This is a genomic window from Streptomyces sp. AM 4-1-1, assembly GCF_029167625.1.
Taxonomy (GTDB): domain Bacteria; phylum Actinomycetota; class Actinomycetes; order Streptomycetales; family Streptomycetaceae; genus Streptomyces.
The window spans coordinates 2,214,711-2,239,125 of the sequence record NZ_CP119145.1; the positions used below are offsets into that span (position 1 = coordinate 2,214,711).

The window sequence follows — 24,415 nt, forward strand, 5'->3', positions numbered from 1 at the left end:
CCGGTCGGGCCGGACCGGACCGGGCCCGGGGCGGATTCAGACCGGCTCGGGCCGGGCCGGGATCGGACACGGTCCGGCGGCCGGAATACGGGGCGGCCCGCCCCTGTTGCACCCGGGTCGGCCCATGGTCGCGCGGAGCGGCCGGGGTCGCGCCCAGCGCCGTCCCCACGCGCCCTTGTGGCGGGTCGGACAATGGACGGTGGCCGTCACGGCTGCCCGGAGGAGGAGGAACACACCCATGGCACCACCCGAGCGGAACGAACGACAGCGGCTGCGGCCCGCGCCCCTGCTCTTCGAGCCGTCGGCGGACGTCGCCGATCCCGAGCACTTCTTCGACCTGGAATCGATGGACGATCCCAGGCAGTTGCTGAGCCGGGCGACCGAGCTGACGCACGCGTTCCGCGCGGCCACCGACCGGGCCGTGGAGTTCCAGGCGATCGCCGCCGCCCAGCTCGCCGATCCGCGCAGGTTCGACCGGCTCACCCTGGCGGACATCGCCCAGCGGGCGGAGTGGACCGAGGACTACGCGAAGAAGATGGTCGAGTTCGGCCGGACCCTGCTCAACGGCCCGACGCCCTGACCGCAGCGGCGCGGCGGGACGCCCTGGCACCGGCGTGAGGCTTCGTGACTGCGGGTCGAACCTCTGGCATATGCCCGCGCGCAAGATACTCCTCGGCACATGCCCCTGTCCCAGTTTTCGGAAACTCTCCGGTAATCAGCTGTAACTCCCGGTAGACCAGGGGTTATGAGTACTGCTTGGCTGCACGACGAGACGCCCCTCCGCCCCGGCGACGCCGCCTCCGCCCACGGCGGCGTCGACATCTGCGCGGCCGTACGGGAACGGCCGGGCGACCGGACCGCTCAGGTGACCGCCTCCGGAGCCGCCTGGCTCGCCACGGCCACGGCCTTCCCGCGTTCCACGCTCAGCCGGTGGGAGGCGAGCCCCGGCTGTCCCGCCGTGCTGCCGTGCGGCTCCGTCTTCGACGTCGTGAACGTGCCCGCGCTGCTGGGCCGGCACATGCTGGAGCACCTGTGGACGGACGGTCCCGGCTCGGGGCCCGTGGCCACGCACCGGGGCCGGATGCTGCTGTTCGCCGCGCCCGGCACCGCCCAGCGACTGCCCTCGCTGCTCGACTGGGAGGAGTGGGGCTCGGGGCGGGCGCGCGGGACGTCCCGGGAGGACCACCGGGTCCCGGGCCCCCGGCTGGGGAGCCTGCCCCCGCTGCTCTGCCACGGAACCGGCGACGCGGTGACCGTACCGCCGCTGGCCTGCGGTTCCCCTGCCACGGGACCCCGCTGGGTGGTTGCCCCCGACACCCGTACCCCCTGGCTTCCCGGACCCGATGTGCTGCTCTGGGCGTGTGTACGGGTGGCCCGGTCGACGCCTCCCGTACCGGACCGGATTTCGATTTTTCCTCCCGCCGATCCGGATGCTAATGTCTACGACGTCAGCAGGCGCCGCTAGCTCAGTTGGTTAGAGCAGCTGACTCTTAATCAGCGGGTCCGGGGTTCGAGTCCCTGGCGGCGCACAGACGGAAGAGGCCCCTCGCGGAAGCGGGGGGCTTCTTCGTTGCCGTTCACCCCCGCGCATGTCGTCCGCGCATGTCGTCGCCGATGCGCCGGCCTCGCCCACGTACCGGCTTCGGCTACGTGCCGGTGGTGATCCGGACCGTCCAGGCGCCCGACCGCGTCCGGTCAGCGACCTCGACCCGGACGTGCTCACCGGGCACCGTGTACCGCTCCCCGACGCCGAGCGGCGCGTCGGCGAGCGGCGGGTAGACCGAGCGGTCCCAGCAGGAGCCCGTTTCGGGGTGGGTGTCGAGGACCTCGACCGGTCCGCCGCCGGACGGCGCCTCGCCGCGCACCCGGTAGATCAGAATCCCTTCGGTGCACGTCAGCCGGTCGTTGCCGGTGGCACTGCGGGCCTCGATGCCCAGGGCGCTGTTCTCGCCGGTCCTGATCACCGCGAGCCGGGTGCCGAGGCTGCCGCCCGGCACGGGCGCGGCGGCCATCGGCTCCAGGGTCACGCTCTCGCTGCCCCGCACACACACCACCTGCCCGCTGTCCAGCCAGCCCAGCTTCCACTTGTGCCAGCCGAAGAGGTCGGGGGCGAGACCGAACTGGCTGCCCATGACGTCCCAGTCGCCGACATGGGTGTCCCAGTCGCCCTTGCCGTCGGTCGGCCGGTGATAGAGGTCGGCCAGGTCGAAGACGTGCCCGGTCTCGTGGGCCAGCACGTTGCGGTCCGGCGGATGATGTTCGAAAACGGTGACGACGCGTCGGATGTCCGTGCCGTCGGCGTGCAGCGGACGGTCGAAGTTGACGACTTTGGTGGCGTCGGAGTCGACGCCGGGCGCGTCCGGGTCGGCGACCAGATAGACGAGGTCGTACCGGGAGAAATCGACCTCGCCGTCGGCGGCGGCGATCGCGTCGCGCAGATAGGCGCCGCGCCGGCCGGAGTCCCAGTCGCGCTGTATCCCGTACCAGCCGGAGTCCTTCGGCATCTGCACCCATCGCCGCTGCGGGTGCGCGCGCAGGGTGAACCTGCCGTACGAGGCGCGCCGGAAGTACCGGGTGGTGGCCGGGAAGTGGTCCGCGGCGAGTTCGTCGGGCGTGGTGACGGGCCGGGAGTCCGGGAAGGAAAGGAAGATCATGACCGCGTCGAGGGCGTGGTCGGGGCGGGGATAGGCGGTGTTCCAGCTGTCCAGGCCGAGGGAGTGGTGGGCGGCGGTACGGGGCAGGGCGCACGCGGACGCCCCGTCGGAGGCCGCCACGGCCGGTCCCGCGACGAGGGAGGTGGCGGCGAACGCCAGCAGCGAGGTCAGGGCAGCGGCGAGACCGCGTGGAGTGGGCCGCACCACTCCCCCGGGTCTGTGCTGGCGCGGCACATCCACCTCCGGCTGGGGAACGCGGGACATCCCACCCACCCTGTGCCGGTTCAACCACGTACGCCCTGTTGTGCTGCCCCACTCGGGTGTGCGGCCGGTTCCCCCACACCCCCTCACTCCCCCTCACGGAAAGTCACAATCGATCACCGTGTCGGCGCGAGAGAGCAGAACCGCACAGAAACGATCAGGCGCGGGCAAACAGGGCTCCTGCCCGGAGGGGCCACCCGGTGCGCGCGAAGGGTTCGATCGAGCCGCCCGCGGCGCCCGGAACGGCCCGGCGAGCTGGAAGGGCCGACCCACCAGCATCTATGCTCAACCACGCTTTCCTGTGTGGTTCCCTGCCCCGAGGGTGGCCGGCCACTCGGCGGGCCAGTCCGACCACACCTGTTCACGACAGACTGCACAGCGGGAGCGAGCGGTGAGCGGAACCTCCGAAGGGCCGAGGCCCCCGGCGGGCAGACCCCCCGAAGCAGAGCGGCACATGATCACGGACGGTCACCTCACGGAGCGGAACGCGCGCGACCGCACCGGGCCGGGCGGTTCCGAGCTGCGCGACTACCGGGCGGCGTTCCGGGCGTCCACGCTCGCCATGGCCGTGCTCGACCGTGACGGCCGGGTGGTCAGGGCCAACGACGCGCTGGCCACGCTGCTCGGCCGCACCCGCGCCGAGCTGGTCGCGCGGTCCGCGTCCGACCTCGTCGACCTCACGTCGGACAGCCGGACCTGGCGCTCCTACCAGGAGGTTCTGCGCGGCCGGCACTCCCGGTTCCGCTGCACCCGCAGCCTCAAGCACCCCGACGGCCGCTCGCTGTGGGCCGAGATCACCGTCGTACCGATGACCACGACAGCCGCGACGACGGGGACGGCGACAGCCGCCACGGTCGCGACGACGAAGGCGGCGTCCGCCCCCGGCGACCCCGGTCCGGTCTCCGAGTCCGGCGATCCCGGGGTACTGCTCTCGATCGCCGACATCAGCGACCGGCACGAGCTCCAGGACCGGCTGCGCCACCTCCAGATGCACGACCCGGTGACCCGGCTGCCCAACCGCACCCTGTTCTTCGAACGGCTCTCCGCGGTGCTGGAGACCCCGCCGTACCAGGACGACAGCCTCCCCCGGCACGGCCGGATCGGGCTCTGCTACCTGGACCTGGACGGCTTCAAAGCCGTCAACGACACCCTGGGGCACCGGATCGGCGACCGGTTGCTGGCCGCCGTCGCCGGACGGCTCACCGACTGCGCCGAGCGGGCCGGTTCCCCGCGCGACGGCGGCCATCTGGTGGCCCGGCTCGGCGGCGACGAGTTCGCGATCCTCGTCGAGCGGTCCACCGGCACCCAGCAGCTCACCGACCTGGCCCGCGCGGTGCTCGCGGCGCTCCAGCAGCCGTTCGAACTGGCCGGGCAGCGGCTCTCGGTCTCCGCGTCGATCGGGGTGGTGGAGCGGGCCATGGCCGGGACGTCGGCCACCGGTCTGATGCAGGCCGCCGACACCACCCTGTACTGGGCGAAGGCCGACGGCAGGGCCCGCTGGACGCTCTTCGATCCGGAGCGCAACGCCCACCGGATGACCCGCCAGGCGCTGTCGTCCACGCTCAGGCCCGCCGTCGAGCGCGGCGAGTTCACCATCGCGTACCAGCCGCTCGTGGGCATGGCCGACGGAGTCGTACGCGGGGTCGAGGCGCTGGTCAGGTGGAACCACCCGCAGTTCGGGATGCTGTCGCCGAATCGGTTCGTCGGGATCGCCGAGGAGGACGGCTCGATCGTCCAGCTCGGGCGGTGGGTGCTGCGCACCGCGTGCCGTCAGGCCAGGCGCTGGCAGCTCGACCACCCCGACGAGCCGCCGCTGTACGTCAGCGTCAACGTCGCCGTACGGCAGGTGTGGGACTCCGACCTGGTCACCGATGTGGCGGACATCCTCGCGGAGACCGGGCTGACGCCCCGGCTGCTGCAACTGGAGCTGACCGAGTCCGCCGTGATGGGTTCGGCGGGCCGTCCCCTCCAGGCCCTTCAGGCCCTCAGCGACATGGGCGTGCGCATCGCCATCGACGACTTCGGGACCGGTTACTCGAACCTCGCGTATCTGAGCCGGCTGCCCGTGTCGGTGCTGAAACTGGACGGTTCGTTCGTCCGGGGATTCAGGTACGACGACGGTACGCACCCCAGCCCGGCCGACGAGACGATCGTCGAGGCCATGGTGCAGCTGGCGCACCGGCTGGGGCTCACCGTCACCGCGGAGTGCGTGGAGACCGCCGGGCAGGCGGAGCGGCTGCGGCGGATAGGCTGCGACACCGGTCAGGGCTGGCTGTACTCCCGCGCGGTGACGCCCGAGCGCATCGACGAACTGATCTGCGCCCGGCCGGGCGGACCGTCCGGGGTCTGATCGCCGTCCCCGGACCGGGTGCCCCGGCCGGAGGCTGCCCGGACCGGGCGCCCCGGACAGCTCCGGGGGCCCGGACGCCTCGGCGGCCGGCGCTCGGCCGAAGCGGTCGGCTCAGTCAGAGAGTGGGCAGCTCGGTCGAGGGTGGGCGGCTCAGTCGAGGGTGGGCGGCTCGGCCGAAGCGGTCGGCTCGGTCGAGGGTGGGCGGCTCAGCCGAGGGTGGGCAGTCCGTACGCGTCCGCGATCAGCTCGTACGAACGCAGCCGGGCCTCTCCGCCGTGCGCGTTGGCCGTGACCATCAGCTCGTCGGCGCCCGTGCGCCCGACCAGTTCGTCGAGGCCCGCGCGCACCTCGTCCGCCGTGCCGTGGACGACGTTGGACAGCCAGCCGTCGACGAACTCCCGCTCCATCGGCGAGAAGGTGTACGCCTCCGCCTCCTCCGGGGTCGGGATCAGGCCCGGACGGCCGGTGCGCAGCCGGACCATCGACAGGGCGCCGGTCAGCACCTGCCGACGGGCCTCCCGCTCCTCGTCGGCGGCCAGCGCGGAGACGCCGATCACCGCGTAGGGCGCGTCGAGCACCACGGACGGCTTGAACGACTCCCGGTAGAGGTCGAGCGCCGGGACGGTGTTCTGGGCCGAGAAGTGGTGCGCGAAGGCGAACGGCAGACCGAGGACACCGGCCAGCCGGGCGCTGAAGCCGGAGGAACCGAGCAGCCAGATCGGCGGACGGCCCGTGGGGCCCTGCACCGGTCCCGGCACGGCGTGGATACGGGCGTACGGGTGCCCGTCGGGGAAGTCGTCGTCCAGGAAGCGGGTCAGCTCGACGAGCTGTTGCGGGAAGTCGTCGGCGCCCTCGTTCAGCCGGTCGGTGCGGCGCAGCGCGGCGGCGGTCGCCCCGTCCGTGCCGGGGGCGCGGCCCAGCCCGAGGTCGATCCGGCCGGGGGCCATGGCCTCCAGGGTGCCGAACTGCTCGGCGATCACCAGCGGGGCGTGGTTGGGCAGCATCACGCCGCCGGAACCCAGGCGGATGCGCTCGGTGTGGGCGGCCAGATGGGCCAGGATCACGGCCGGGGAGGACGAGGCCACGCCGGGCATCGAGTGGTGTTCGGCGACCCAGTAGCGGTGGAAGCCGCGCCGCTCGGCGAGGCGGGCGATGTCCACGCTGGTCCGCACGGCCTGGGTCGCGGTGCGGCCCCCGCCGACCGTCACCAGATCGAGCACGGACAGCGGGACGCGCGCCGTGCCCAGGGCCGTGCCCCGGATTCGGTCGGTCCGGCTCTCGTCGGCCCGGTTCTCGTCGCCTCGGTTGTCGTCCACGTCCACGTGTCGGCCCTCTCCGGTGTGCTCGTACGTACCGGCTGTGGGTAACAGGAGGTGGACTCCGCTTATTCCCGTTCCCTCCCCGTCCGGCTTCGGTCCGGCTCCCCGGTGGGCACGGGTCCCAGCCTCACGCGGCGGCGGCCGTCGCTACTGCTCGCGCGCTATTCGCGAGCGGAGAACAGGGTGCCGACGGTCGGTGCCCACGCGCGGCGGCGGGCCAGCCGCAGCCCTTCCCAGACGGTGACCTGGTTCGCGGTGAGGACCGGTTTGCCGAGAAGTTCCTCCAGCTCGGGGACGTACGACGCGGTGTGGAGGGCCGGGTCCGGGAGCAGGACGACCTCGGCGTCGGGGTGGTTGCCCGCGACGGCGAGTTCCTTGACCCGGTCGGGGTCCCAGGCGGCGGCCTCGGCTGTGCCGACGACATCGGTGTGGGTGGCGACCACCTCGGCGCCGCTCTCGCGCAGAAAACCCGCGAAGTGTCCGGCGGCTTCGTCCGAGCAGACGGCGGCGACCGCGACCCGGGTGGCACCCAGCTCCCGCAACGCGTGCGCGAAGCCGAAGGAGGTGCTGGAGGCGGGCAGACCCGCCGCGCGGGCCAGGGCGGCGACCTGGTCGTGGGCGCCCTGGAGGCCATGTCGGAAGCCGTCCTCGGCGCCGCAGGACCGGACGACGGACTCGGCGCCCGCCATGCGCAGCTCGTCGAGACAGGTGGCCAGGCGCTCGGCGTCGGCATCGGGACCGGTGCGGCCGGCCGGGTCGGCGGCAGCGGCCGGATCGGCGGAGCCGGTGGGGTCGGCGGGATCGGTGCGGCCGCTGGAGTCGATGTGCACGACGGGCAGTCTGATATCGGTGTCGAGCAGCACCTCGAACCGCGGGAAGTCGTCCTCCGCCGCGTGGCCGGGGTAGAGAAGTCCGACGGTCGTCATGTCTCACCCTTCCTGTTCTCCGCTGGCGTCTTCCGCCTGTTCCGCGCCCCGGCGGCCTGCGGCGACCGCGGGCCCCGGGGAGCGATCGGAGACCGGTACCCCCGTCCCCGTCCAGTATTCCTCCGGCGGCGGTTCTCCGCCGCGCGTGGCGGGGGCCGGCGGGGAGGGCCCGGCCTCCGGCGCGAAGGGCGGATGCCGCAGGCCGGGCGCTCCACCATGTCCGAAGCACACCGAGGAGCAGGCCCCGGCCATGTCCGAAGAACGCCGAGGACCAGGCCCCCGCCACGACCGGAGAGCACCGGAGACCTCCCCGCCACGACCGGAGAACGCCGGAGACCTCCTCCCGCCACGGCCGGAGCCGGGGCCCCGCCGCGACCGGAGAACGCCGGAGACGCGGCTCCGTCACGGCCGGAGGACCGGCCCCCGCATGACACGGGAAGGTCACCCTCCGGCTTCTGTTCGATCACACCCTCCCGTTTTCCGCATAGGCACGCGGGATCGGGAAGGGGCTCACCCTGTCCGGACTGTTCGTTCTTCCAGAGATTGCGAATCCATGGCTGACTTTCCTCACCTTTCCCGTCGGGGTTTCCTCAATCGTTCCGCAGCCGTGGGTGGCCTGATCGTGGTGCCGGGCCTGCTCGCCGCGTGCAGCAAGACCAACTCCGGTGCGAGTGACGGCGCGGGAGCGCTCGACAAGCTCCGTAAGCAGGGCTTCGTCAGGGTCGCCTATGCCAACGAGGCACCGTACGGCTATCTGGAGGGCAGCCAACTCAAGGGCGAGGCACCGGCGTTGCACCGGGAGATCTTCAAGGCGCTGGGGGTCGACGAGCTGAAGCCCACCCTCTCCGAGTGGGACGGCCTGATCCCAGGTCTCCAGGCCGGGAAGTACGACGTGGTCAGTGCCGGGATGGCGATCACCCCCGAGCGCTGCGCCAACGCCCTCTTCTCCGAACCGGAGTTCATATCGCCCACCGCCATGATGGTGCGCAAGGGGAACCCGAAGAAGGTGACCGACCTGGCGTCCGCGAAGGAGGCCGGGATCACCCTCGGGGTGATGTCGGGTGCCGTCGAAGGCTCGTACGCCCAGGGCGCGGGCATCGACAAGGGCAGGATCAAGGCGTTCCAGAAGCCCCAGGACGGCGCCGACGCCGTCAAGCGTGGCCGGATCGACGCGTTCCTGCTCACCGGGATCTCGCTGCGCTGGCTGGCGAAGACGAACTCCGGGACCGAGGTCACCGAGGCGTTCGTGCCGGAGCTGGCCGGCAAGAAGCAGTACAGCCCGGGTGGCGCGGTGTTCCGCGAGGGCAACGAGGAACTGCGGGACGCCTTCAACCGCGAGCTGAAGAAGATCGTCTCGGACAGGTCGCGCTATGTGGGGCTGCTCCAGGAGTACGGGTTCGGGGCGACCGAGATCCCGCCGACGACGCTGAAGACCGCAGATCTGTGCAAGGGCTGACGGGGACGGACCGCACCGTATGAGCGACTTCTTCTCCGCGTTCCTCGACGACCTCCCCCAACTGCGCGCGGGCCTGTGGGTGACCCTTGAGGCCACGGTCCTGGGCTCGCTGCTCGCCCTGCTCCTGTCGTTCGTCCTCGGCCTGATGGCGGGCAGCCGCCTGCTGGTGGTGCGGGGCGTCTCGCGGGTGGTCGTGGAGTTCTTCCGCGGCACCTCCCTCTACATCCAGCTGTTCTGGCTGTACTACGCGATGCCGCAGCTGACCGGCTACGAACTCTCGCCGCTGCTCTGCGGTGTCGTCGCCTTCGGCCTCAACTACGGCGCGTACGGCGCCGAGATCGTGCGCGGTGGTGTCAACTCCGTACCGCGCGCCCAGTGGGAGGCCGCCGTGGCGCTCAACATGACACCGTTCCACCGGATGCGGAAGGTGATCATGCCCCAGGCGTGGGTGCAGATGATCCCGTCCTTCACCAATCTGCTGATCCAGCTGCTGAAGTGCACCCCGCTCCTGTGGCTGATCTCCGCGGCCGACCTGATGACCGTCGTCCAGCAACTGCGTGACCGTACCGGTGAGACCCTGACCGCCTATGTGACCCTGCTGGCCCTCTACTTCGTCCTCGCCTACGCCCTGACCCTGCTGATGAACCTGCTGGAGCGGCACGCCAAGCGGCGGCTCGGTCTGGGGACCGGTGCGGGCAGCCTGCTGCGCAGCCGCAGCGCGGCGACGACCGTGAAGGCCGGAGGCACGGGATGAACAACGGCTTCGACTGGGACGCGGCGCGTGACGTCCTGCCGCTCGTCCTGAACGGATTCCGGATCACCCTGCTCGCGACCGTGCTCGGCACCCTGGTGGCGGCGGTGCTCGGGCTGGCCATCGCGGTCGCCGGACGGGCCCCGACCCGGTTCGTGACCGTGCCGGTTCGGGTGGTGATGGAGTTCATCCGGTCCACCCCGCTGCTGGTCCAACTGGTGGGCGCGGCGGCCGTGTTCGGCTCGACGGAGCCGTTGACGGTCGGCATCGTGGTGCTGGGCGTCCACTACGCCACGTACACCTCGGAGGTGTACCGGGCCGGGATCGACGGCGTACCGAAGGGACAGTGGGAGGCGTGCCGCGCGCTCTCGCTGCCGCCCCGGCGGACCTGGCAGGCCGTGATCCTGCCGCAGGCGGTACGCAGTGTGCTGCCCGCCCTCGGCAACTACGCGATCTCGATGTTCAAGGAGACGCCGTTCCTCGCCGTGATCACGGTGCAGGAAATGGTCTTCGAGGCCCGGCGGTACGGGGCCGACCACTTCGCGTACACCGAGGCGTTCACGCTCGCCGGACTGGTCTTCCTGGTCGCGAGCTACCCGACCTCGCTGCTGATGAGAAAACTGGAGAAGCGCCTTGGCCACTGAACCCTCCCCGCCGCGGAAGCCCGCGGCCACGGCTCCCGAGGACGTCGTGACCGTGCCCGCGCCCGCCCCGGGCACCACCGGACCCGACCAGCCGCTGGTCCGCTTCGACAACGTCGTGAAGCGGTACGGTGACCACGTCGTCCTCGACCGGCTCGACTTCTCGGTGCGGCGCGGCGAACACGTCACCCTCATCGGCCCCAGCGGCTCGGGCAAGACGACCATCCTGCGGCTGCTGATGACACTGGAGAAGGTCAGCGACGGGGTGATCTGGGTGGACGGCGAACCGCTGTCCCACGTCCGGAGCCCGGACGGCGGCCTGAAGCCGGCGCCCGAGAAGCATCTGCGGGAGGCCCGGAAGAAGATCGGCATGGTCTTCCAGCAGTTCAATCTGTTCCCGAACATGAAGGTGCTCCAGAACATCACCGAGGCACCCGTCCATGTGCTGGGCATGGACCGCGACGAGGCCGAGACCCGGGCCCGCGAACTGCTCGACCTGGTCGGTCTGGCCGGGAAGATCGACGCGCATCCCTCCCAGCTCTCCGGTGGCCAGCAGCAGCGGGTCGCCATCGCCCGTGCGCTGGCGATGCGGCCGGAGATCCTGCTGCTCGACGAGGTGACGTCCGCGCTCGACCCGGAACTGGTCGCGGGTGTACTGGAGTTGCTGAGCGACATCGCCAGGAACACCAACATCACCATGCTCTGCGTGACCCATGAGATGAACTTCGCCCGGGACGTCTCGGAGAAGGTGCTGATGTTCGACGCGGGCCGGGTCGTGGAGGCCGGTACCCCGGAGAAGATCTTCACCGATCCGGAACACGAACGCACGCGCGAATTCCTGAACGCGGTGCTGTGACCTCGCGATCCATTACTTGGTCATGACGATGGCATATGCCAGAGAGGTGCGCCCCAGTTGGCGGGGCCGGGGCGCACCGGGAAGTCGTCGACACCACCCCCGAAAGGGGGCCTCGGCGGCTATCGTGGGGCGAAAGCTTGCGGTCACAACCTGGTTGGGGGAAACCGTGACACTGAAGCCCGAGCCGACGGCGCCGTTCCACTCGGTGCAGTACGCCCTTCGCGTTCTCGAAACGGTGTCCTGCCACGGCAGCGGTGTGACCGACGACCGGATCGCCCGCGAGACGGGGCTGCCCATCGGCCACCTCACCCCTCTGCTGCGCACACTGCGCCGCGAGGGCTACGTCGAACAGGTCACCGACGGCGCCTACGTGGTGGGCGCCTCGCTGCTGCTGCTCGGCTCCGGCGCGGCCAGGACGCGGGCGCTGGAGGCCAAGCTCCAGCAGACGCTGATGCAGCTGCGCGATTCGGTCGGCGCCGCCGTCTACATCAGCCGGTACGTCGACGGCGAGATCCGGATCACCCAGGTCGCCGACGGCCCGCAGACCCCGGCGGTCAACGAGTGGGTGGACTTCAGGTCCGCGGCGCACGCCAGCGCGATCGGCAAGTGCCTGCTGACCCAGCTCGACCAGAACGGCCGCCGCGATCACATCGCCCGGCACCGGACGGCCCGGCTCACCTCCCGGACGATCACCAACGAGAAGGTGCTCTTCTCCAAGCTGGACAGTCAGCCGGCGACCGTCCCGATGCTGGACCTCCAGGAGTACGCGGTGGGGACGGTCTGCGCGGCCGTCCCGCTGACGGCGGGCGCGGCGGCCGGTTGCCTGGCCCTGTCACTGCCGATCGAGGACGCCCACCGGCTGCGTTCGGCGGCGGACACGCTCAACCGCCGGGCCGCTCCGGTCCTGCTCTCACTGGCGCTGTAGCGGTCGCGGGGCGGATCGCGCGGGACGTGGCCGACCGTGTCGGCAGCACCCCTCGGGACCAGGTATTATTTTCTCGTCAGCAAGCGCCGCTAGCTCAGTTGGTTAGAGCAGCTGACTCTTAATCAGCGGGTCCGGGGTTCGAGTCCCTGGCGGCGCACAGACAAACGCACTGGGCGGTTTCCGTACGACGGGAACCGCCCAGTGCGTTTTCCGCCGCCCTCCCTCGCGCCTCCTCGCGCCTCCTTCGCGTCCCCCCTCGCCGCACCGACGGCCACCGAGCCATGCCCACACATCTGTACGCGTGTTTTAAACAAACGTTCTAGACGCATGTTTTAAACAAATGTACAGTCCCTCCATGACCAACTCGACGACCAGGGGCTTGAGGAACATCCATGTCAGATCGTGCGCTAAGCCCCCGTCGCCCCTGGTGGGCGGCTGACGGAGCATCGGTAGCGAACGCGATCTGAAGTCTTCTCGCGGATAACACCCCAATATCTGCGGTAGCTTGATTCGTCGCCTGCGGTGACGCTCTTCGGTTCCTACGCGAAGCGGCCCTGTTATCTGTTGGCAAGGGGGAAGCGGTGCCCACCGTCGTACAGCTGCCGACAGGCAAAGCGCTCACCGTGCGGACGGCGGCCGACCTCTTCCTCGATTCGCTCGGCAACCCCAACACGGTGCGCACCTACGGGATCGGGCTGGGCAAGACTGCGCTGCGACTCGGCGAGGGCCGCCCGCTCGGCTCGGTCACGGACGACGAAGTGGGGGAAGCCCTCGAACTGCTCTGGGGCACCGCGGCGGTGAACACCTGGAACTCCCGCCGAGCATCGGTGCTGTCCTGGCTGGCGTGGTGCCGCGAGCGCGGCTACGAGTGTCCGGCGGTCCCGGCCCGGGCGAAGCGGCTGGGGGTGCCGGACTCCGAGACCCCGGCCCGCTCGCGCATGGCCATCGACCGGCTGATCGCGCGGCGCGACGTGCACCTGCGGGAGAAGACCCTGTACCGGACGCTCTATGAGACCGCCGCTCGATCCGACGAGATTCTGGGCGTGAACATCGAGGATCTGGACTTCGCCGGACGCCGCTGTCAGGTCAAGGCCAAGGGCGCCCGGACGAAGGCCCGACGACGCGGCCAGACGCGCGAGGACTTCGTGCTGGAGACTGTGTACTGGGACGCGGGCACGGCCAGGCTCCTGCCCCGCCTGCTCAAGGGACGCACGCGCGGGCCCGTGTTCGTCACCCACCGCCGAGCCGGCCCAGGGAAGGTGGTGGGCCCGCGAGACGTGTGTCCGGACACAGACCTCGCCCGGCTCTCATACGGCCAAGCCCGCGCCCTACTGGATGGGCACACCGCAGTTCGTGGACCGGGCAGCGGTTGGGACCTTCACGAGTACCGGCACTCTGCTCTCACGCACCTCGGCGAGCAAGGTGCGTCACTGCTCATGCTGATGGCCAAGTCGCGTCACAAGAAGCCGGAGAACCTCCGCCGTTACTTCAAGCCCTCGCCGGCGGCCATCGCCGAGCTGACCAGCCTTCTGGCCCCCGGTGACAGCCGGCGGTGAGCCAGAACCTTGATCAACCTGTGCACTGACGGCAGGCGAGGTTGGATCGGACATGCGTGGATCGCGCACCGTCCGCCGGTGCTCGCTGTGCGGGGAGTCCGTCCACTCACTGGGATGTTGCCACCAGGCCCGCCTCATAGGCCAGGATCACTAGCTGCACCCGGTCACGGGCACTGAGCTTGGCGAGCAGGCGGGTCAGGTAGGTCTTGGCGGTGGCGATGCTGATGGAGAGCTCCCCTGCGATCTCCGTGTTGGACAGGCCCCTGCCGACGAGGGTCAGCACCTCGCGTTCCCGGGCGGTGATGCCGTCGAGCTCCGACCGCCGCGGCGGTGACGCTGCGGGTCGGGTCGTGAACTCTTTGATCAGCCGGCGTGTGACGGCTGGTGCGATCAGAGCGTCCCCGGCGGCAACGATCCGGATTGCGGCGAGGATGTCGTCCAGGGCCATGTCCTTGACGAGGAATCCGGAGGCACCGGCGTGCAGCGCCCCGTAGACGTAGTCGTCGTCGTCGAAGGTCGTGAGGACGACGACGCGTGTGGAGCCGGTGCCCGTCGTGATCAGCCGGGTGGCCTCGATGCCGTCCATGCCGGGCATCCGAAGGTCCATCACGACGACGTCGGGGGCGAGTTCCTCCGTCAGTCGTACCGCTCCCGTGCCGTCTTCTGCCTCGCCCACCACCTCGATGTCCGCGGTGTCGGTGATGACCATCTGCAGGGCGGCCCGGACCAGGGGCTGGTCGTCGGTGAGCACGACACGGATGGTCATCTGGCTCCCGTCTTTGCTTCTGCCGCGGTCCCTGCCGGTACCGGGAGTCTGGCCGCTACCAGGAAGCCGCCCCCGGGACGGGGCCCGGCCGTGAAATCGCCGTACAGCAGGGCGGCCCGCTCGCGCATACCGATCAGGCCGTATCCGGTGTCCGTGCTGGTGCCGCCGCCTTTCCCTCGGTCCGAGACCTCGACGGCGAGTTCGTCCGCGCGGTAGTCGAGGCGCACCTGGCAGGAATCGGCACCCGAGTGCCGTACGGCGTTGGTCACCGATTCCTGGACGATCCGGAACGCCGCGAGGTCGATGTCGGCTGGCAGCGGGCGGCGCCTGCCCTGCCACCGCACCTCCACGCGGACTCCGGCGGCCGTGGTCGTCGCGGCGAGCTGTTCCACGTTCGCCAGGCTGGCGGCCGGTCGCAGGGGCGCCGGCGCGTGCGCGCGGCCTTGGCGTTCCTCATCCTGGTCGGCCTGGCGCAGCGCGCCGAGCATCCTTCGCAGCCCGGACAGCGTCTCGCGGCCGGCCATCTCCACGGTGAGCATCGCCTCGCGGGCTTTGGCCGGCTGGGTTTCGGTGACCCGGGCCGCGGCGCCGGCCTGCAAGGCGATGATGCCGATGCTGTGGGCGACGGTGTCGTGCATCTCGCGGGCGATGCGCAGCCGTTCGGCGGTGACGGCCTCGGCGGCGGCCCGGGCGTGCAACTCTGCGGTGTGGGCACGGGCCTGATGCGACGAATTACCGATGAGCCAGGCGATGACCACGGTCAGGGCCACGAGCGGCTCCTGCGTGATGCTGGAATCGTCGCCCGTGGTCAACCGCAGGACGAGGTAGCCGGCGAGTGTGCCGAGCGCTGTGGCGGCCGCGGTGAGCGAGCTCCGCCGAGGCCGGGTGGCTGCGAGGTAGCAGAGGGCGATATCCACGGCCAGGAACTGCGTGGGCGGAATCTCATCCTGACGCCAGGCCACCGTCGAGATGACCGTACCGACGATCACCATGCCGTACGCCGCGGAGGTCCTGCGGCGCAGCACCGCGCTGCCGGCCAGGATCAGCACGAAGGCGACGGCGAGCAGCGCCCGGGCTCCGAGCGAGTCGAGCCCGTCCTGGGGGTAGTTGAGCGAGTACGTTGGCGCTTGCGGCATCACTACGTACTCGACGATGGGTTCGACTGCTGCCGCGTACCACGCCAGTGCCGTCCACAGGCCCGGCGGTATGCGTTTGAGCAGCGGCAACGGCAGCGGCGGTGAGGCGGACATGCACTGATCGTAGGCACCTGCATCTGGCGGCACATCCGACCGTGGCCGTACAACCAGGGTTGACACCCGTCCTCTCCGATTGTCATCGGTGGTCCGATTACGGGCGGGGTCGCCCACCGGCACCGTTGTCCCCGTGATCGAAGTCAACGAGCTCACGAAGCGATACGGCGGCACGACGGCCGTCAAAGATCTGACCTTCACTGTGCGGCCCGGCCAGGTGACCGGGTTTCTCGGTCCGAACGGCGCCGGCAAGAGCACCACGCTGCGGATGATCCTCGGCTTGCATGAGCCCACCAGCGGCACGGTCACCGTGGACGGCTGTTCCTTTCGCGACCGCCCCCGTGGCCTGCGTCTCGTCGGCTCCCTTCTCGACGCGCACGATGTGCACGGCGGGCGCAGCGCGGTGGCGCAGCTGTCCTCCCTGGCCCGCAGCAACCGTATCCCGCAGCGTCGGGTGGAGGAGGTGCTGCGGGAGGTCGGCCTCGCCGAGGTCGCCCGGCGCCGCATCGGCGGATTCTCGCTCGGCATGAAGCAGAGGCTCGGCATCGCTTCCGCCCTGCTCGGTGACCCACCGGTACTGCTCTTCGACGAGCCGCTCAACGGCCTTGACCCGGAAGGCGTGAGGTGGGTGCGTGACCTGTTCAGGCGTCTCGCCGCCGAGGGCCGCACGGTGTTCGTCTCCAGCCATCTCATGTCCGAGATGGAGCACACCGCCGACCATCTGATCGTCATCGGCCGCGGTGAGCTGATCGCGGCGGAAAGCCTCACGGAGTTCTCCGCTCGCGGCACTGGGCAGAGCGTCACGGTGGGTACGCCCGCCGCTGCCGTCCTGAGAGATCTGCTGACGGCCGAGGGCGCAGCCGTGGACACGGCGGGCGACCTGCTTGCTGTGACCGGTGTGACCGCGGTCCGGATCGGTGAGATCGCCATGGAGCACCGCATTCCGCTGCATCACCTCAGCACCCGGTCCGCCTCATTGGAAGAGGCGTTCATGGAGCTCACCGCCGACAGCGTGCAATACCTCGCAGGAGACCCTCAGTGACCACGACGTACGCTCCCGTTGGCGGACTTGGCGCCGACGAACCCCGTGCCCGCTTTTACGACCTGATGGCCACCGAGTGGATCAAGCTTCGGTCGCTGCGCTCGACCTGGATCGCGTACGGGGCCACCGCCCTGGCCGTCATCGCGTTCAACGCGGGGACCGCCTACGACACCTACAACTACTGGCCGGAGCGGAGCGCGGCGGACCGGGCCGACTACGTCCGGGCCGGAATTCCGCTGCAGGAGGTGTTCACGGCGAACTCCGCCATGGTCATGATGCTCGCCCTCGGTGCCATCGGCGCCGTCGCGATCATCGGCGAGTACAGCACGGGCACCATTCGTACGACGTTCGCGGCCGTTCCGGACCGCCGTTCGGTGATGGCCGCCAAAACAGTGGTCGTCACCGCGGTCGCCACCGTCTTCGGCTCGATCGTCGCGGGGGCCTCGTTCGGCCTGACGCAGGCGATCCTCGACGGCCGGGGCGCAGGCATATCGATGGGCTACCCGGGCGCCCTGCGTGTCGTAGTGGCGTCAGCCCTCCTTGCGCCCGTGTGCGCGGTCGTCGGCATGGCCATCGGCTCAGTCATCAGGCACACCTCGGCCACCATGATCGCCGCGGTGGCGGTCATCCTCGTGCTGCCCATCGTCTTCACCGAGGGCCGCCACTGGTCGGCGGTCGCCGGGCACGCCACGCTCTATCAGGCGTGGTTGCGGCTCGTGGAGGTCGGCCCCCGCCAGACCGACTTCCCGTGGACGACCGGCGGAGCCTGGACCGTGTACGCGGTGTGGGCGCTCACCGCAGCCGTGCTCGCCGTCACCAGCGCACAACGGCGCGACCAGTGAGAGGGCCGGTCGGCCAACTGCCCGGGTACGGACACTCCGGCCAAGGCGGACCACCGCCGCCGAGCGCGGCGACCTCGCCGGGCGCCGGGAATGGACCGCTTTCGTGGTCCTCCTGCTGCCCCTCCTCCTTGTCTCGATGGACGTCTCCGTCCTGTTCTTCGCCATCCCGTCCATCGACCGGGACCTGGCACCCAGCGCGACCCAGCAGCTGTGGATCTTCGACATCTACGCCTTCGCCCTGGCGGGGCTCCTCATCACGATGGGCTCGCTCGGCGACCGCGTCGGCCGTCGCAAGCTCCTGCTCATGGGGGCCGCGGCGTTCAGCGCCGCGTCCGTCGCCGCCGCCTTCGCCACCGGCCCCGGGATGCTCATCGCGGCGCGGGCGCTGCTCGGGATCGGCGGTGCGGCTCTGATCCCGTCGACGATGGCTCTCGTACGGAACATGTTCCGCGACGCGCGGCAGCGGGGGCGGGCCATCGGCATCTGGTCCGGCGCCATGGCGGGCGGCATCGCGCTCGGTTCGGTGCTCAGCGGGATCATGCTGCGGCACTTCTGGTGGGGCTCGGTCTTCCTGATCAATGTGCCGGCCATGCTGGTGCTGCTGGTCCTGGTGCCCCTGCTGGTACCGGAGTTCAAGGACCCGGCCCCCGGCCGCTTCGACTTCCTGAGCGTGCCGCTCTCGATGGGCGCGGTGCTGCCCGTCGTGTGGGGCGTCAAGGAGAGCGCGGCGCACGGTCCGGACGCGGAGCGGCTGTCGGTCGTCGCCGCCGGTCTGCTGGTGGGACTGTTCTTCGTACGCCGTCAGCGCCGCCGCGGTGACGCGATGATCAGCCGGGAGCTGTTCCGGGACCGGGCCTTCGCCACCGGGATCGGTCTCAACGCCCTCACCTCGTTCGCGATGATGGGCTCCGCCTACTTCACCACCCAGTACCTTCAGTCGGTCCTCGGCATGGGCGCACTGGAAGCCGCCCTGTGGAGCCTGGTCCCGTCGCTGGCGGTGGGTGTGGCGGCCCCGGCGGCCACCGCGGTCGCCCAGCGGACCGACCGCGCGCGGGTCATCTGCGCGGGCTTCGTGATCGCCGCGGCCGGGTTCGGTTCCCTGGCCCTGTGCGACACGGACTCGCTGGCACTGCTGCTCGTCGGCTCGGCGGTGATGAGCAGCGGCATCGTCACCGTGATGGCGCTCGTCTCGGACCTGGCGCTGACGACCGCGCCACCGGAGAAGGCCGGTTCGGCCGCCTCCCTGCTGGAGACCGGGCAGGAGTTCGGCGGCGCGCTGGGCATGGCCCTGCTCGGGGCGGTCGCGACCTCGGTCTACCGGGCGGACATGCCGGCCTCGGCGCCGAGCGCGGCCCGCAAGACACTGGCGGGCGCCGTGGCCTCCGGGGACGGCTCACTGATCACGCTGGGCCGGGAGGCGTTCACGCACAGCCTGCGGTACGCCTCGGTGTCGGGCGGGGCGCTGCTGCTGGCCGGGGCGGTCCTGGCCGCCGTGCTGCTGCGTCGCCGGACCGTGGAACGCGTGGAGCCGGGGCCCCGGCGGGAGGCGGTTCCCGTCCGGTGACCCCGGCACACGCGACAGGACCGGTCACCACGCCGATGACCGGTCCCCGCGCGTCAACTGGACGATCTGACGACCGTCCGTCAGAACTGCACGTCGGAGCAGGAGTAGAACGCGTTGCCCGTGTCCGCGATGTTCCAGACGCTCAGGATGATGTGCTTCCCGGTCTTCTGGGTGGGGATGGTGCCCTGCTGGGTCAGGGTCGACGGCGGCTGCTGGTTGCCGTACGGCACCGTCATGAAGGGCTGCGACTCAAGGGACGCCCTGGTGAGCGGCTTGGTCGGGTCCCATCCGTCCTTGGTGATGTAGTACCGGAAGTCGGTGGTGGCGTGCCGCGCGGTGAAGTTCCACCGGAAGCTGAAGCCCTGGCCCGCGGTGACCTTGGTGGCGGGCCATGCGCCGTTGCGCGGGTTGTCGAGCTCCGCGAAGGAGCCGTTGCCGCCCGAGCAGATCTTGCCGTCCGCGGGGCCCGCCGCCGGGAAGCCCTTCGGGCCCTCGACACTCTGCGGTTCCCACTGGATGTTGCCGCAGCCCGTGACCGTGCCGTTGGCACAGAGCTTCTGCCGGCTGATGGGGTTGTCCGTGTAGCCGTGGCTGCTGGCGCTGGTCGTCGCGAACATCGAGACGCCCGCTACTGCCAGCCCGACCAAAGCCGCGCTTGTCCTTTTCCGCATACTGACGCTCCTCAAGAACGTGGGGGGTGTTCCATGAGCACTACTGCCGCTGCGCGCGTGGTTGTGCGGTCTAGACCAAGGCTTAGATTATTGACATGGAGTGAACATGTCCAGACCAATGAGCGTACGAATCCGGATCGTTGTAGACACTCCGTCAGGAAGTCTCCCCACCGCCACGTCCGTTGTAGAAGGCCACCGTCAAGTCTCTGACCAGCGACTTTCGTTCGTAGTCGTCCAGCTCCACGATGCCCCGGTCGGTGAGCCGACCGACAGTATCGGCCACCGCGTCGACAACGGAGGTCAGAACGCTGTCCCGGTGCTTGGCGTCGATGGCCGCGATCCGGCGCCGCCGCATCGCCGCCGCGATCTCGGGCGCGTACGTGATCGAGGTCGGCTGGGCGGAGTACACCTCGATGCCGACGGGCACGCACTCCGCCTTCAGCATCCGGGTCAGCGCGGCACCGACCGCCTCCGCGTCGCGCAGGGTCGGGGTGTCCTCGTGGAACGCGTCGGCCGGGAGCTGTGAGAGCACCCGCGCCATCGCCGCGTCGACCTGCTCGCGCAGATACCTCTCGTGATCGGCGACACCGAGCGTGGCCCGCGCGGTGTCCACGGTCCGCCACACGACGAGGACGACGACACGCAGCGCGGTACCGTCCGCGTCGACCGCGGGCAGCGGCTCGCTCCGCCAGTGCCGCAGCCGTACGTCGACCCGACGGCGCAGCAGGAGCGGGCTGACCCAGACGAGCCCGGTGCGCCGCACACTCCCCCGGTACCTCCCGAAGAGCGTCAGCACCCGGGCGGAGCCGACCCGGCCACGCCCCAGCCCGCCGAGCGCGAAGAGCACCACGGTCAGCAGGGCGGCCAGCACCGGCCAGACTCCGACACCGATCCCGTCGAACGGCCGGGGGGCGAGGCCGAACCCGCTGAGCACGGCCGCCGGCAACGCCCCGATCCACCAGAGCGTGACGCCCCCGAGGGCGAGCCCGACCGCCGCGGTCAGCAGCGCGGTCCAGCCGGGCAGCGCCGGTCCGGGCCACTCCTTGATCCCCGGATCGGCGGGCGGGGCGGGGCGGGTGACCGCCCGCACCCGTGGCGATCTGGGCTGCGGCGTCCGCCGCGCGCCCACCGGCCGCTCGCCGGGCTGCGGCCGGGTCCCGACGCCCGGGAGCGGCACGGCGTCGGACCGGTCGTGATCGGCGCTGCTGAAATAGAGGTGCACGGGGGCGGCGGTCTCCGCGTGCGCGAGGACCGGCCGCTGCCGCGCGTCCCCGGGGGCGGGCAGGCGTACGGGGACGGCGTGGGCCGCCGCACCCGCCGACTCCTGGCCCCACGCGTCGCGGTCACCGGGCGCGGGCACCCGTACCGGGTCCGCCGGGGCCGTCGACGCGGTCGGCTTCTCGGGGTCCGCCACCTCTGCCGCCTCTGCCACCTCCGCCGCGTCTGCCGCGTCTGCCGTCCCCGCTTCCTCACGCGACGCGTCCTCCACGACGGGTGCGGATACGGGTACGGGCCGCTCGGACTCCTCCGTAGCCTCCGTGCCTTCCGTGCCTTCCGCGGCCTCGACGGGCTCCGGAGCCGAATCCGGCGCCGAGTCCGACGTCGGGGCCAGGGTCAGGCCCGGGAGTTGACGGGGCTCCCCCGTCCCGTACACCTCCTCGGCCCCCCAGGCCCCGTGCCCGCTTCCACGATCGCTCCCGTCCCCGGTCCCGGGACCGCTTCTGTGCCCCGGTTCACCGGGCGCGTTCGACACCGTGGTTCCCATCTGCCGCCTCCGTCCGATCCGTTCCGTTCCGTCACGCGAAGAGTCGTCGCCAGGTCTCCGGGCCCGGGTAGCCGTCCGCCGACGCGCCCCGCCAGCCCTGCGCCCGCTGGAACGCCTCGACGTTGCGGCGGTCCGCCTCGCTCCACCGGGTCCCGGGCCCCACCCGGTAGTGCGTGCCGTATCCCTTCTGCACCAGCCGCTTGCCGAGCCGCGCGACATGGCTGTTGGACGCGCCCCGCTTGAAGAAGCCCCGCCCCGGGAAGGCCGGAGCCTTCTGACTGCCGCCACCCTTGGCCCCGCCGGCCCCACCCCCCGCGCCGCCGCCCCCGGTTGCCGGGATGTCGCGGCCGGCCCCGCTCGTCAACAGGCGCCAGGTGCCCGGTCCGGGAAGACCGTCCGCCTGCTTCCCCTTCCACCCCTGCGCCTGCTGGAACGCCTGCGTGGCGCGTCGGTCGACGTCCGTCCAGCGCGGCCCGGGGCCCCGCTGGTAGAAGCGCTTGCCGCCCCGTGCGACGAGCAGCTTCCCCAGCTCGGCGACGTACGTGTTGTCGGCGCCCGGACCGAACTTCGCCGCGCCCGGGAAGCTTGTCGCCGATCCGGCGCCGCCCGAACCGGTGCTGAGACCCCGGTACCGGTAGGCCAGATAGCTGTCCGAGTGGGACCAGTACGCCATGGGCGTCTTCTGGGCGCGCGTGTGCGGGCGGGTCTGCTCGTACGCCGTGTACGAGGTGTGCGAGGAGTCGGTCCAGCCGCCGAAGATCGTGACGTGGGAGCCCTTGCCGGGGTCGGCCGGGTTGTGGAAGAGCAGGATGTCGCCGGGCTCCAGGGCGTCGCGGGAGATCCGGGTGCCGTACGCGGCGAGGCTCCCGGTCCACTCGTTGGAACCCAGGTTCCAGGCCATCGACACATAGCCGGAGCAGTCCTGCCGGTACCCGTCCGACCAGTACTTCTCCATGCTGTACGGGACCTGTTGGGACACCCACTTCTTCGCCCGGGAGATGATCTGCGCCCGGGTGGTCACGGGCAGCGCGTTCGTGCGGAACGCCTGGGAGATCACCGAACCGGCGGCCGAGGCGCCGCCGAGCGGCCCGACCGTCCCCTGCGGGCTGGCGGGTTCCGCCGCGGCCGTCAGCCGTCCGGCCGATCCGTCCGTCCGGGCGGGACCCGTCACGGGGGCGGCCGACACCGCCTCCGTACCACTGCCGAGCACCACTCCGGCGGCGGTGACCAGCACCAGCGCGCGTCGCGCGCCGTGCGCGGCGGGGTGTCCGCCGTACCTCGTCGGCAGGGCTCTGGCCGCGGTGCGTCGCTGCTCGGCGCACCCCGCGCAGCCGCAGTCGATGGCGGGTTCGTACTCCACGAAGACCGGCACAGTCATGCGATTCCCCTCCGTACTCGTCAAACCTCTGGGCTCAGCACGGATGCCAGCACGGCAACTGTCCTGACATACCGTAGTTTGACGGAACTAACGGAAAAAACGACTACCCGGTGGGGTGTGGCGGACGGGAATCGGTTCGGAGCACCCTCGTACGTCGGGTAGAGTTCTCCAGGTCAGCAGGCGCCGCTAGCTCAGTTGGTTAGAGCAGCTGACTCTTAATCAGCGGGTCCGGGGTTCGAGTCCCTGGCGGCGCACGCAAAGTCAAGGCCCTCTCACTCCTCGTGAGGGGGCCTTGCTCGTGCCCTCGACCGACCGGCGCCGAGTGGCCGTCCCGCGACCAGGAAGGCACCCGTTCCGTTTCTTGATCCGTCGGACGGCCCCCTGAGCAGGTCGTGGCGCTCCTCGTGGAACTCCTGCGGCGTGCAGCCGTCGGCCGGGTGGAGTACGGCGTCGGGCTCCAGGAGCACCGTGGCGCGGCGGTCACCGCTCCCGGTGGCGACCTTCTCCAGCCAGGCGCGGTACGCGTCGCCGTGGGCGGCGGCGCCCTTCGAGAACTGTCCGCAGTCGTGGCGCGGGATGTCGTAGAGGACGAGCAGGGCCTCCCGGTCGGTCTTCTCGGCCGCCTCGGTGAGTCCCTTCGTCTCCTTCTCGGAGTTGTCGGGGCCGATTCACTCGCCGACCGGCTGGAACGCGATCTTCTTGATCAGCTCGGCGTTCCGCCCGTCGCCGCCCTCGGTGTACGCGGCGATCCGTCCGGCCGCGCCGCCGTCCGGGTTGATCCCGTAGGGGCCGGTGGACCTGGACCGCTGGTCGACCGGGGCGGCGTTCTTCCCCTCGTCGTCCGAGGTGGAACACCCCGTCAGCGGCAGCGCGGCGGCCAGGGCCGCCGCGGCGACCGCCGCCGTCCCGCTCCCGGCGCGGGTGCGCGCACCGCGCCGGAAGGTGTGACTGCCGTGCGTGCGCTCCCCCTCGGCTGCTCCGGTCGTGCCGGCCGGACGTGTCGTACGGTCCGGACCGGACCGGTCGAATCCATCCAGGCACAGCCCGTCGGGGCCGCCTCGGGCGAACCGGCCGCACCCGCCGTGTCCCGGTGCGGGGGCGGCGGAGGACATCCGCCGGGCGTGGGGTCCCGGACGAGCGGGCGGCGGCGGGGGGTGCCGGTCGCGCCGGACAGTGACGGCCGATAATCGACGCACGGACAAGTCGCCTCTATGTGCGTCCCGTTGGCGGCTCTAGAGTGTCCGCGTGGCCCAGGTCCGGGGCCTCCGAGACAGGTGTGTGAGCCGCCCACGACCTCCCGTGCGGGTGTCGGGCCACTCCCGCGGCTCGTGATCACACGGTCGAGGACCGGCCCGGTCGGGGGCTCCGGGGGGAGCGTATTGCCGACCGGGCCGGGCGACCCGCCGCACTCCTGACCGGGGGAGCCGGGAGCGACCCCGGTG

The 24,415-nt window shown here is 71.1% G+C and carries 20 protein-coding genes, 3 tRNA genes and 1 pseudogene; 15 read left to right on the forward strand and 9 right to left on the reverse strand.

Translation table 11 applies throughout. From position 1 onward, the window contains the following. The first annotated feature begins 238 nt into the window (after nucleotides 1-238). The 3 genes from PZB75_RS09240 (at nucleotide 239) to PZB75_RS09250 (ending at nucleotide 1,529) form a co-directional block, all read left to right on the forward strand. A complete protein-coding gene (locus PZB75_RS09240) occupies nucleotides 239-580 on the forward strand; it encodes a hypothetical protein (protein ID WP_275534812.1) in 342 nt (113 codons plus the stop codon). 165 nt (nucleotides 581-745) lie between these two features. Further along, a complete protein-coding gene (locus PZB75_RS09245; protein WP_275534813.1) occupies nucleotides 746-1,465 on the forward strand; it encodes a hypothetical protein in 720 nt (239 codons plus the stop codon). Next, nucleotides 1,456-1,529: transfer RNA gene (locus PZB75_RS09250), tRNA-Lys, on the forward strand. Before PZB75_RS09245 ends, PZB75_RS09250 begins: the two co-directional genes overlap by 10 nt. Before the next feature lie 117 nt (nucleotides 1,530-1,646). On the opposite strand, the gene PZB75_RS09255 is transcribed toward PZB75_RS09250, so the two are convergent. Then, entirely contained in the window at nucleotides 1,647-2,918 is a 1,272-nt protein-coding gene (locus tag PZB75_RS09255) for a M6 family metalloprotease domain-containing protein (protein WP_275534814.1), read from the reverse strand. Nucleotides 2,919-3,369: 451 nt separating this feature from the next. Between PZB75_RS09255 and PZB75_RS09260 the strand changes: the two genes are divergently transcribed. Further along, nucleotides 3,370-5,265 (forward strand): EAL domain-containing protein, encoded by a 1,896-nt coding sequence (locus PZB75_RS09260; protein ID WP_275534815.1) that lies wholly within the window; start codon nucleotides 3,370-3,372, stop codon nucleotides 5,263-5,265. 206 nt (nucleotides 5,266-5,471) lie between these two features. Here PZB75_RS09260 and PZB75_RS09265 read toward each other — a convergent pair whose 3' ends face one another. Beyond that, complete coding sequence (locus PZB75_RS09265; RefSeq protein ID WP_275534816.1) at nucleotides 5,472-6,581, reverse strand: LLM class flavin-dependent oxidoreductase; 1,110 nt, start codon at nucleotides 6,579-6,581, stop codon at nucleotides 5,472-5,474. Nucleotides 6,582-6,745: 164 nt separating this feature from the next. Next, nucleotides 6,746-7,510, reverse strand: coding sequence for a decarboxylase (locus PZB75_RS09270; protein ID WP_275534817.1), 765 nt, complete (start codon nucleotides 7,508-7,510; stop codon nucleotides 6,746-6,748). A gap of 553 nt (nucleotides 7,511-8,063) precedes the next feature. On the opposite strand from PZB75_RS09270, the gene ehuB reads away from it, so the two are divergent. From ehuB to PZB75_RS09305, 7 genes are all read left to right on the forward strand, one after another. Next, complete coding sequence (gene ehuB, locus PZB75_RS09275) at nucleotides 8,064-8,966, forward strand: ectoine/hydroxyectoine ABC transporter substrate-binding protein EhuB (protein WP_275534818.1); 903 nt, start codon at nucleotides 8,064-8,066, stop codon at nucleotides 8,964-8,966. A 19-nt stretch (nucleotides 8,967-8,985) separates the two neighbouring features. Further along, nucleotides 8,986-9,720, forward strand: a complete 735-nt coding sequence (gene ehuC / locus PZB75_RS09280) for an ectoine/hydroxyectoine ABC transporter permease subunit EhuC (RefSeq protein ID WP_275534819.1) — start codon at nucleotides 8,986-8,988, stop codon at nucleotides 9,718-9,720. Next, nucleotides 9,717-10,361 (forward strand): ectoine/hydroxyectoine ABC transporter permease subunit EhuD, encoded by a 645-nt coding sequence (gene ehuD, locus PZB75_RS09285; RefSeq protein WP_275534820.1) that lies wholly within the window; start codon nucleotides 9,717-9,719, stop codon nucleotides 10,359-10,361. Before ehuC ends, ehuD begins: the two co-directional genes overlap by 4 nt. Continuing rightward, nucleotides 10,351-11,214: an ectoine/hydroxyectoine ABC transporter ATP-binding protein EhuA gene (ehuA, locus tag PZB75_RS09290; RefSeq protein WP_275534821.1), complete on the forward strand. Its 864-nt coding sequence runs from the start codon at nucleotides 10,351-10,353 to the stop codon at nucleotides 11,212-11,214. Before ehuD ends, ehuA begins: the two co-directional genes overlap by 11 nt. Nucleotides 11,215-11,380: 166 nt before the next feature. Further along, nucleotides 11,381-12,139, forward strand: coding sequence for an IclR family transcriptional regulator C-terminal domain-containing protein (locus PZB75_RS09295; RefSeq protein WP_275534822.1), 759 nt, complete (start codon nucleotides 11,381-11,383; stop codon nucleotides 12,137-12,139). Nucleotides 12,140-12,222: 83 nt separating this feature from the next. After that, nucleotides 12,223-12,296: transfer RNA gene (locus tag PZB75_RS09300), tRNA-Lys, on the forward strand. Nucleotides 12,297-12,720: 424 nt separating this feature from the next. After that, nucleotides 12,721-13,695, forward strand: coding sequence for a site-specific integrase (locus tag PZB75_RS09305; RefSeq protein ID WP_275534823.1), 975 nt, complete (start codon nucleotides 12,721-12,723; stop codon nucleotides 13,693-13,695). Nucleotides 13,696-13,801: 106 nt separating this feature from the next. On the opposite strand, the gene PZB75_RS09310 is transcribed toward PZB75_RS09305, so the two are convergent. Both PZB75_RS09310 and PZB75_RS09315 read right to left on the reverse strand, forming a co-directional pair. Further along, nucleotides 13,802-14,461 (reverse strand): response regulator transcription factor, encoded by a 660-nt coding sequence (locus PZB75_RS09310; protein WP_275534824.1) that lies wholly within the window; start codon nucleotides 14,459-14,461, stop codon nucleotides 13,802-13,804. After that, complete coding sequence (locus PZB75_RS09315; protein ID WP_275534825.1) at nucleotides 14,458-15,711, reverse strand: histidine kinase; 1,254 nt, start codon at nucleotides 15,709-15,711, stop codon at nucleotides 14,458-14,460. The genes PZB75_RS09310 and PZB75_RS09315 overlap by 4 nt, the downstream gene beginning before the upstream one ends. Nucleotides 15,712-15,844: 133 nt before the next feature. Between PZB75_RS09315 and PZB75_RS09320 the strand changes: the two genes are divergently transcribed. The 3 genes from PZB75_RS09320 (at nucleotide 15,845) to PZB75_RS09330 (ending at nucleotide 19,159) form a co-directional block, all read left to right on the forward strand. Next, complete coding sequence (locus PZB75_RS09320) at nucleotides 15,845-16,753, forward strand: ABC transporter ATP-binding protein (protein ID WP_275534826.1); 909 nt, start codon at nucleotides 15,845-15,847, stop codon at nucleotides 16,751-16,753. Further along, nucleotides 16,750-17,595: an ABC transporter permease subunit gene (locus PZB75_RS09325; protein WP_275534827.1), complete on the forward strand. Its 846-nt coding sequence runs from the start codon at nucleotides 16,750-16,752 to the stop codon at nucleotides 17,593-17,595. The genes PZB75_RS09320 and PZB75_RS09325 overlap by 4 nt, the downstream gene beginning before the upstream one ends. Before the next feature lie 103 nt (nucleotides 17,596-17,698). Further along, a complete protein-coding gene (locus PZB75_RS09330) occupies nucleotides 17,699-19,159 on the forward strand; it encodes an MFS transporter (RefSeq protein WP_275534828.1) in 1,461 nt (486 codons plus the stop codon). Nucleotides 19,160-19,239: 80 nt separating this feature from the next. Here the strand turns inward: PZB75_RS09330 and PZB75_RS09335 are convergent, their stop codons facing one another. From PZB75_RS09335 to PZB75_RS09345, 3 genes are all read right to left on the reverse strand, one after another. Further along, nucleotides 19,240-19,830, reverse strand: a complete 591-nt coding sequence (locus tag PZB75_RS09335) for a lytic polysaccharide monooxygenase auxiliary activity family 9 protein (RefSeq protein WP_275534829.1) — start codon at nucleotides 19,828-19,830, stop codon at nucleotides 19,240-19,242. A 154-nt stretch (nucleotides 19,831-19,984) separates the two neighbouring features. After that, on the reverse strand, nucleotides 19,985-21,595 hold the full coding sequence (locus PZB75_RS09340) for an SPFH domain-containing protein (protein WP_275534830.1): 1,611 nt from the start codon (nucleotides 21,593-21,595) through the stop codon (nucleotides 19,985-19,987). Between the two features lie 31 nt (nucleotides 21,596-21,626). Continuing rightward, the gene (locus tag PZB75_RS09345; protein WP_275534831.1) at nucleotides 21,627-22,973 is read right to left on the reverse strand and encodes a peptidoglycan-binding protein; all 1,347 of its coding nucleotides are present in this window, start codon (nucleotides 22,971-22,973) and stop codon (nucleotides 21,627-21,629) included. 180 nt (nucleotides 22,974-23,153) lie between these two features. On the opposite strand from PZB75_RS09345, the gene PZB75_RS09350 reads away from it, so the two are divergent. Further along, nucleotides 23,154-23,227: transfer RNA gene (locus PZB75_RS09350), tRNA-Lys, on the forward strand. Nucleotides 23,228-23,350: 123 nt separating this feature from the next. On the opposite strand, the pseudogene PZB75_RS09355 reads toward PZB75_RS09350, so the two are convergent. Next, nucleotides 23,351-23,854, reverse strand: a pseudogene (locus tag PZB75_RS09355) (glycoside hydrolase family 6 protein); the annotation flags it as partial. Nucleotides 23,855-24,415: the final 561 nt, after the last annotated feature.